This window comes from Agathobacter ruminis (assembly GCF_002735305.1).
Classification (GTDB): Bacteria; Bacillota; Clostridia; order Lachnospirales; family Lachnospiraceae; genus Roseburia; species Roseburia ruminis.
The window spans coordinates 1-9,057 of the sequence record NZ_PDYG01000079.1 but is presented as its reverse complement, the minus strand read 5'-3'; the positions used below and the strand labels follow the sequence as shown (position 1 = coordinate 9,057).

The 9,057-nt window shown below is 45.5% G+C and carries 5 protein-coding genes; all 5 read right to left on the bottom strand.

Going from position 1 to position 9,057, the window contains the following annotated elements; all coding sequences use genetic code 11:
* The coding region (locus CSX02_RS09780) for a glycosyl hydrolase 53 family protein (protein WP_189281493.1) at positions 1 to 1,736 on the bottom strand (1,736 nt) is incomplete at its 3' end.
* A 334-nt stretch (positions 1,737 to 2,070) separates the two neighbouring features.
* A complete protein-coding gene (rhaD, locus tag CSX02_RS09775; RefSeq protein ID WP_031546330.1) occupies positions 2,071 to 2,934 on the bottom strand; it encodes a rhamnulose-1-phosphate aldolase in 864 nt (287 codons plus the stop codon).
* Between the two features lie 82 nt (positions 2,935 to 3,016).
* Positions 3,017 to 4,438, bottom strand: coding sequence for an arabinose isomerase (locus CSX02_RS09770; protein ID WP_099386554.1), 1,422 nt, complete (start codon positions 4,436 to 4,438; stop codon positions 3,017 to 3,019).
* Positions 4,439 to 4,486: 48 nt separating this feature from the next.
* A complete protein-coding gene (gene rhaB, locus CSX02_RS09765; RefSeq protein ID WP_099386553.1) occupies positions 4,487 to 5,887 on the bottom strand; it encodes a rhamnulokinase in 1,401 nt (466 codons plus the stop codon).
* A gap of 110 nt (positions 5,888 to 5,997) precedes the next feature.
* Positions 5,998 to 8,679 (bottom strand): glycosyl hydrolase, encoded by a 2,682-nt coding sequence (locus CSX02_RS09760; RefSeq protein WP_099386552.1) that lies wholly within the window; start codon positions 8,677 to 8,679, stop codon positions 5,998 to 6,000.
* Positions 8,680 to 9,057: the final 378 nt, after the last annotated feature.

The window sequence follows — 9,057 nt, the reverse complement described above, 5'->3', positions numbered from 1 at the left end:
TTGGTCTCCCATGCAATTTTGTTTGATGCTAAGATTTCATCATCCAAATTTCCGTTCTCATCATATGCATATTGAACAGGAATCCATGCAGCTTCCCAATAGAATACGCCGATTCCATTTGTGGTATTTGCAATGGTATTTACAACAGAACGAATCTCGTTTGCCTGTCCCTGCTCTGTGAAATCATAGCTCTGGCCTGTATCATTGCTTCCCTCACGAACGGTATTATCATGGCCATCTCCATCTTCGAGGCTATACGCCCAAGAAGTTTCAGCCACCATCACCTTCTTGCCATAAGTGGTTGCAATATTTGATAATACAGATTGTAAATTGCTTAAAGTTCCATGCCAGTATGGATAATAGGATGATGCAAATACATCATAATCCACACGATATTGATCTAACTGAGCTGCAAAATTTGCATAATTTGTGCTTCTCTCCGGATTGGTGAAATGAATTGCAATCAAGATATTCTCATCAATTGCACGAACCGCATTTGCACCGGCGCTAAATAAGGTGCAACGTTTTTCCCAATTGGATTCACCGCAGAAGGAATTGGTGGTCTCATTTCCAATTTGAACCATTCCTACGTCAACACCGGCATCCAAAAGAGCATTTAAGGACTCTGTTGTATAATTTGTGATTGCGGTTGTCTTTTCTTCTAAATTCATATCAGCCCAGGCTTTTGGCACTTTCTGTTTTCCCGGATCTGCCCAGAAATCAGAATAATGGAAATCGATCAGCACACGCATGCCTGCGTTGGTCGCCCATTTTCCCATCTTTATTGCAGCAGCTAAATCATTATTTCCGCCGCCGTATCCAACGCGTGTTTCAGAATTATATGGATCATTCCAAACACGAAGTCTGATCCAATTGGTTCCGTTGGCAGCAAGGAAATTAAAGAAGCCCTGAGGATCAAGTTCATTTCCCTCGTAATCATAGAACTTCGCTCCGCTGTTATACAATGAAAGATAAGATGACACATCCGCACCGGTAATGAAATCATCTGTCAAATTCACTTTCTCTACATAGACAGAGGATTCTACTGCAGTATCCTCTTGCTCCGGTGAATCAGCATTCTCATCAGCTGTATATGCATATAAAACGATATCATCAATATCGCCCCAGTATTCTGCACTCAAATCCCCGGTGATAGAAATGCTTACAACAGACTCAGAATCCAAGGTGAATTCTTCTGTTTCCACGGTCTTCCAAGTATTATAACCTGTTGTCTGACCAACCTCGATTGAGTTTGTTCCGGCTGTAAGCGTTAGGTTTGTATCGCCTTCTGCTCCCTCAAATTTTGCAGATACTTTATAAGTTCCTGCAGGAAGAGTAATCTCCTGAGACATTCCAAAATGTGCACTTTCAGAATTTCCGTTATAGAGATTCAGGAAGTTGGTGGCATTTTCTGTCATCCAGCTATCGGTCTTAACTGCATATGTAACACCATCTGCAACATCCATGCTCCAGCCTGTCGTATCAGCGCTTTCAAAATCCCCATTTGTAAGAAGATCAGACGCTTTCCAGCTACTTGTGTTGTCCCAAGTGCTTGGAGTCAGTGTCCAAACCCCATCATTCCAAAAATCCCCTGTAAAATCAGCATCTGACAGGGTAACAGATGTCGCTTCATCTGCAAGCACATTTTCTGCAAATCCCGTAGTTGCAAATTGTGCGACTACAAGAGCAGCTGCAAGAGTCGTGCTACAGATTCTTGAAAGCTTTTTCCTTCTCATCTCGTTGTCCTCTTTTCTCTGATCGGCATCAGAAAGTAAAATATTTGTGCGCAACTTTTTGCGCAACCGGTTGCTCACTTTTGCAATTCAAGTATAGCATTCCAATTTTTTCATTTCAATTATCACGAACTCCCAAAGTTAAAGGACATTTTTTAGTAAATATTTTTGTTTAAAATTTATCAAATCCTACTTTCTTCCCATCCGTCATGCGCAACTCTGACTAATTTAGTACTATTTTCACAGAAAAAGTGCGCAACAAATATGTTTTGTTGCGCACTCTCTACTTTCTGATTTTCTATTTGTTTGCGGTCATCCAATTTTCGTTCAGATTGGATTAACAATATAACGGATCTCCGTCATCTCCGTAATTCATTACCTGTTCGTTCAATGTCACGCCAAAGGCTTTGCCGATTGCGCGCAGGTTATCATCTGTGATAGTCTGTCGAGGTCTCTTGCCACCATTTGCCGCGAGTGCAAGGGCGCAGATCTCTGCAGCCTTTTCGATGGTATGCATCAAACCGAATGCAATATCAAAATCCGGTCCTGATACAAACAGACCATGGAATGCCCAGATTGCAGCATCATAATGTTCCATCAGCTCACAAGTTGCCTTTGCAATCTCAGCGCCGCCCGGCACCATCCACGGAACAACACCGACACCATTCGGGAAAACCACGCAGCATTCTGTGGCACTCTTCCACAATGCTCTCGTGAAAATCTCAGCCTTTAACGGAAGCACATAGGTCAGTGCAATCACATATGGTGTATGCGCATGATAAATCACACGGTTTTCACCATTTGTCACGCGTTTGCGAATGGAATGGTTCATAAAGTGTGTCGGGAATTCGGAAGTCGGCTTTCCTCCATCTTCCAATCCCCAAACAATACGATAGGAATCTCCTTTGTTGTTGATTTCGACAATACAAATGGAATTTTGTGGTTCCAAGTCTACATTGCGCAAAAACTTTCCGGACCCGGTTGAAATAAAGAATTCATTCTTCAGATTTTCAGCCTGTACATCCATTTTTACCCAGTCGCCCGGGGTCTTGCGAAAATACGGACGGCACTGTTCCACATCCTTTTCACGCATACGGTAGGTCAGATTACCTCCGTTTCGCTCATGCCAGCCCTGACGCACACCGTCAGAACACATACGGATATAGCCCTCCATACAAGGTACACCAAAAATTGTATTCATATTCTTACCCTCCTGACTTGTTTCTCCCTCCTTACATTATAACGCATTTGCATAAAACCCGAAACCAAAACCTTTGAAACCGTTATCTGGTAATAATATCTACCGGAACATTTAAGATTTTGGCAACCTTCAAAATAGTATCAATATGACGTCCCACTGCTGCAGCCATATGATGAGTTGGGCCGGCCTCACTCCAGCGGTTTACGAATTCTCTTGCACCGATGGAGAATCTGGTGCGCATATTGGTATCACCAAACATAAAGATTGGTCCTTCTTCATTGACGCCTTCGGCAACCACAAATTTGAAATGTCCATCCATATCCTGGGTAATTCCAAGATAAGTCACATCTCCTGTCGGTGGATAGAACTGTGTCAGATATCCGCCACCTGTCTTGCCGTGGAATACCGGAACGATTTTCATGGTCGGCTTATGCGCCTGCGAAATGTCCGCATCACCCGATCCGGAATGACCGATGATACAGATATCTTCGTTGAAATCAATCGAATACATTTCCGAAAGTTGTCCGGTACCGGAAATCGTCTTTAAGATGGACATCGCCATTGCCACCTTAATATCGCCTTCTACCGCACAGGCGGTTCCCTGCTTGATCAGCATAGAGAAGGCAGGAATCAGCATACTGTCAAGCTTGCCTGCAATCCCCTGTGAAAAACCATCATAATGAGAAGCCACAAGGGCAAGATCCTCATCCTTGACCCATTGCTCGAACGCAACCACATAGCGCGCCATATCCCATACGGTCTCCACAGTTGCACCGCCTTCGATTTCAAAGGTATCGAGGATTTCCTCTGCCTTTGCACGAATCGCCTGTTCATCTGTGATATTGTCTGCAATTGCCCACATCTTTTCCCAGTCAAACTGCTTGGTATAAAGTCCCATTCTGTTATAGAGATTTGTCTCATCAATATACAAATCCATCATTCCCGGATATGGACGGCCAATCTGTGCAATATTGGTATAACGGAATCTTCTGCGTACCTGTGCTGCCTTGCACCAGTCTTCGATTTCATGCTGTACATATTCGTCTCCGCCTTCAACAACACCGGTGATTACTGCATGACGCTTGCCGGCACGCTCAAGGTCTGCCACCATCTCGCCAACCGCACCGCAGGCATACAATTCACCGAGCCACTTTGGTGTATCGGTATTTGCATAGTCCGGTGCTTTTAATTTCTGTACATTGACCAGTACCACCGGCACATCCAAATCTCTGACAGCCGGAAGCATATTATAGGAAGTCGCATAAGTCAGCAACTGCAAAATAACCAGATCAACATCTGCAGCACGGAATTTGTCACCTGCTGCCATGGACAGTTCTTTTGTGGTTACCATACCACCGTCAATCACTTCGACAGTATCCGGAATGGTCTTCTTAAATGCTTCATACTGTGCTTCAAACTCCGGAACCAGCTCCGGGAACTGTGGCAGATAAGCGCCCAATGCAATTGAAAATACCCCAACTTTTGCTTTTGTGTTTACTAACATTATAAATCCTCCTTCAAATAATCATGTCTTATCTTGTCTAATTCTTATCTATTGCGGCTGATATTCCCCGATTTCAAATGAATCGAAAATACATCTTCTCGCATCCTGCAGGTTCTGCAATTCGTGGTTTGCAATCATCTGAACCACGACATTGCCGATGGCTGTTCCCTCTGTCGGTCCGGTATAAACCTTGCGCTTGCAGGCATTTGCGGTCAGCTGGTTCAGATATTGTGCATTCGAACCGCCTCCGACAATATGAACCGCATCATAATGTTTACCTGTAATCTGTTCGATTTCCTCTACCGTATCGGCATAACATGCAGCAAGAGAATGATAAATGACTGCAGCAACCTCGGCGATTCCCTCCGGAACCTGCTGTCCGCTTTCCCTGCATGCAGACTGTACGGCCTTGACCATCGAATCCGGTGCGAGGAAGCAGTCGGAATTCGCATCGACAATTGAATCAATCGTCGTCTCGGAAGCCATCTCACAAATCTTTGCATAACTGTAGTTGTCTGCAATTTCCTTCTTTGCGGAATTGATCATCCACATGCCCATGATATTTTTCAGGAAGCGGAAGCGATAATCATATCCGCCCTCATTGGTCAGATTACGGCGCATACTCTCTTCTGTGCAGATGGCATTTTTCAGTTCCGTTCCCATCAATGACCAGGTACCCGAACTGATATAAAGCACATCATCAGAATTGCTCGGTACTGCGATTACCGCAGAACCGGTGTCATGCGTTGCCGGAAGTACCACCCTACAGTTGTAACCGACTTGCTTTTGGATTGCTTCCGTCAGTTCTCCAATCATGGTGCCCGGTTTGCAAATCTCGGTAAAGATTTCTTTTGGGAAGCCCAGCCGTTCGATCAGTTCGTAATCCCAGTCTTTGGTCACCGGACTGACGAGCTGTGTGGTCGAAGCATTTGTATACTCAGTCACAGCCACACCGGTCAGAAGATAATGGAAGTAATCCGGAATCATCAGCATTTTCTTTGCTTTTGCCAATTGCTCCGGTTGCTGTACCTGCACTGCCTTTAGCTGATAAATGGTATTAAAAATCTGCTTTTGAATTCCGGTACGCGCATACAATTCCTCCAAAGGAATCGTTTGATATACCAGTTCATCCATGCCCTTGGTACGGCCGTCGCGATATCCGACGGTATCACCCAGAAGTGAACCGTTCTCATCGAGCAGCGCAAAATCGACAGCCCAGGTATCAATTCCCATACTGTATGGGATTTTGCCCAGCTCTTTGCACTTTTTCATACCGGTGATAATCTCGCGGAACAACTGCTCAGAGTCCCAGACTTTATGTCCGTTCTTGTCAATCATTCCATTCGGGAAACGGTGAATTTCCTCGAGAATTATTTTACCGTCCTGTAAGTGGGACAAAATATGTCTTCCGCTGGATGCCCCAATATCCACGGCAAGATAATATTGCATACAAAACCCTCCTCATGCTTTTTCTTTGTTTTTGCTACTCTCATCATACACTTGCAGGCGCCACAAAAAAAGAACACTTTTTGTTCAAAAAAGTGTCCTTATTTGTAAAATTATTTTTTCCATACCGATATGGTTCCAATCAGTCCACTCGGATAAACCGCTCCGAACTCCGGTCCGAACGGTCCCATTCCATGCGTGATTCCGTGCACCATTCGCTCGAGTGTGGTCCGGCATTCGATTCGAATTTCATTCTTTCCCGGAACCGCCAGCCCTGTCAAATCAAAATGATACGGTGGGCAGATGCGCTCACCCGCATAAGAATGATTAATCCAGACCTCCACGGATTCATACGCTTCCGGAATTCGTAATTGAAGCGGCATATCCGCCCGCTCGAGTGCAACCGTATTCTCATATCTGGCGATGCCAGACCAGTCCTTTTTCAGCAGATTTAAATTGCACAATTCCTGCATCTTCATTGCATCCGTAAAAATCGGATAGTTCTCGTTGCTGCAATAAGAAACAGTCCATTCTCCGGTCACATCGGCAATTTTTGCATCAAAACGGATTTTTTCCCGTGCCTCTTTTGCGAGGATTTCGTCCTGTTCCTGCGAAGCCGGAATGACCAGAATCATCATTTCAAACGGTGCAATTGTCACAGGAAGTTCATAGTTGCACGCAGTCTTTGTTCCATCCGGAATGCTCAGCCTGTTTTCAAACGCATCATATGCAAAAACATGTCCCGGCACTTCAATCGGCAAAATGACCTTGCCCGTATAGATTTTTCCACTACTCTCATTGCTGATCAGATAATAATCCTCCTGTTCCTGAGAATAGTGATAAATCTGAATCTGACTGCATTCCGGTGCGATTACGGCATCCGTCAGACCTGCAAGTTGTAGCTTGTGCACCAGTTTTTCACAGTCGGTTGCAACATATCCGTCTTCCATTCCGTTTGGTACACGATTGGCAAAGAGTACCAAAAAATCCGTCTCCTTTGCTTTTTGCAGAAATGCACGTGTCGCATCCGTCACGTAAGCCATGCCCGGCACAATCAGCGCGGTAAATACATGCCCGTTGATATGCAATCCTTCGTCGTCATAAAAGCTGTCAAAGCTTTGCGGATCTGCAAATACATCTGCCGGAATAAAATCAAAATCAATCTGTGCATCATCCAGATAGCGTGCCACACGTCCCATCTCGAGATATTCCATTCCCGACCATTCTGCCTCTGCATGATAGAGAATTGCCACATCCACATGATGGAAGCCTCCACTGATGAGATGGCTGACACGATTGATATATTTCATCAATGTGCCAAACGGCTTATAAAGCGGATTCCTGCCGTGTGCATAGAAATGCGGCGGGCAGTCGAAATCCGGGAATTCTTTCGGATCGAAGGCATGTGGCACAAAATGATTGATTCCGCGCACCAGCAGATGATCCGCCTGATATTTCATCAGTCTGGTTCCCTCACTCCAGCCGTACGCACCGAACGTCTCACACATGGTATTTCCCTTCTTCTTCGGATCGATATCCGCGAGGGAAGTACCCAGTTTTGCCAGCTCATGATGATAGAACTCTCCGTCTGCATCCATTCCTGTCAAATTACAATGGCTGACATTGGCACCTCCAATCGTCACCTGACCGCCGATATTGTCCACACCGGCCCAATCCTGTCCCCAGAGTGCGCGGAAGTAATGGCCCAAAGATGAGCCCAGATTCGGACTCGCATCGCAGTCTTCCACAATATGTCCAATATATTTCAGACCTCGTTCCCTGCAATATTCACCAAGCTGTTCCCCGAAATTCTTCTGGCACAAACGGGAAACAATATCCATATATCCCACGCGCACATCGGCGGTCTCCTCCTCGGTGCCGACCGTATTCCACAATGCCACCAGCCTGTGTGCATAATCTTCTCCGAAGCGCTGACGCATCAGTTCCGGCATCTCCTCACTCCATGGAATCGGCATTGTCGGATTGCCGATGTGCGCCGCATCCGCAGAATAGCTTGCAGTATTGCCCACCTCAGGTTCATCAGAGAAGAAGCCGAGGATGGTCTTGCCAAATTCCTCTTTGTAACGCTGATAATGCGGTTCATAGCAATGCTTAATCTGTAAAGCACAGGATTCCTTTGACAGGAAATTGACTGCACAACGCCCGCCGCCTTTGTGTGTCTCATAAATGACCCAGAGTCGATATGGTCCGTCCGGCACATCCCAGGTCAGGATTCCATTTTCGACCCGATCCGTCAGGTCAACCAGCTCATCCACATGATAAATATCGCCCACCTTGCCGTCCAGACGACCGGCCACAACCGCAATTAATTTTTCCGGATCTTTGTATTCACGCAAATCCGGCTGTATAAACGGATGCGTGCCCCCCTGAAACGGATTTGGATAATAATGTGTCATCGGCTCTATATCCACCTGAATCTGACTTGTCGGACCTGTCAAATCGATGGCATGATAATTCAAATAGGTCTTTTGCAGATGCTCCGGTTCCTGATCCATATGACCGGCAGCCTGTCCGCTCGGGAAATGGGCATCATCGAGAATCCACAGTTTCATTCCAAGCTTTTTTGCCTCGTCAAGGATAATATCAAAATCCCGGAACCATTGCGCTCCGGCAAAATCCGGATGCGGTCTGGCCTCCAGACAGACTTCGCGGATATTGGAATCATAAATGACCTGCATATATTTGCGAAGAACTTCCTCACTCTCACCATGCTGCCAAAAAAATGGAAGAATATAATTGCCTTCCGCCTGCTGTAAATTATCTGTTATTTTCATGTAAAACCCTCCGTTTTTCTCCCCGTCATTTTTATTATAACAATTACATACCCCAAAAAGTATTCCATTTGTAATACATTTCTTACCATTCTCAGTCTATTTTGAATAAACAGCCTCAGCCCATAAACCCGGTAACCCCTTCACATTTTGCGAATATTTTTTTTGCTCATTCGTATGCTTTTGCCGCGCTGGGATGCATACGAACTCTAGGTTTTTGGGCTCGTTCGTATGTTTTTGTTGGGCCGGCATGCATACGAACCCTAGGTTTTTGGCTCGTTCGTATGCTTTTGCTGGGCCGGCATGCATACGAACTCTAGGTTTTTGGCTCGTTCGTATGCTTTTTCCGCGCTGGCATGCATACGAACCCTAGGTTTTTCG

What these genes read in the sequence shown, in the direction of transcription:
- rhaD (WP_031546330.1), bottom strand. Translation starts at nt 2,934, where the DNA reads ATGAATACAATTTTTGGTGTACCTTGTATGGAGGGCTATATCCGTATG.
- CSX02_RS09770 (WP_099386554.1), bottom strand. Translation starts at nt 4,438, where the DNA reads ATGTTAGTAAACACAAAAGCAAAAGTTGGGGTATTTTCAATTGCATTG.
- CSX02_RS09760 (WP_099386552.1), bottom strand. Translation starts at nt 8,679, where the DNA reads ATGAAAATAACAGATAATTTACAGCAGGCGGAAGGCAATTATATTCTT.
- rhaB (WP_099386553.1), bottom strand. Translation starts at nt 5,887, where the DNA reads ATGCAATATTATCTTGCCGTGGATATTGGGGCATCCAGCGGAAGACAT.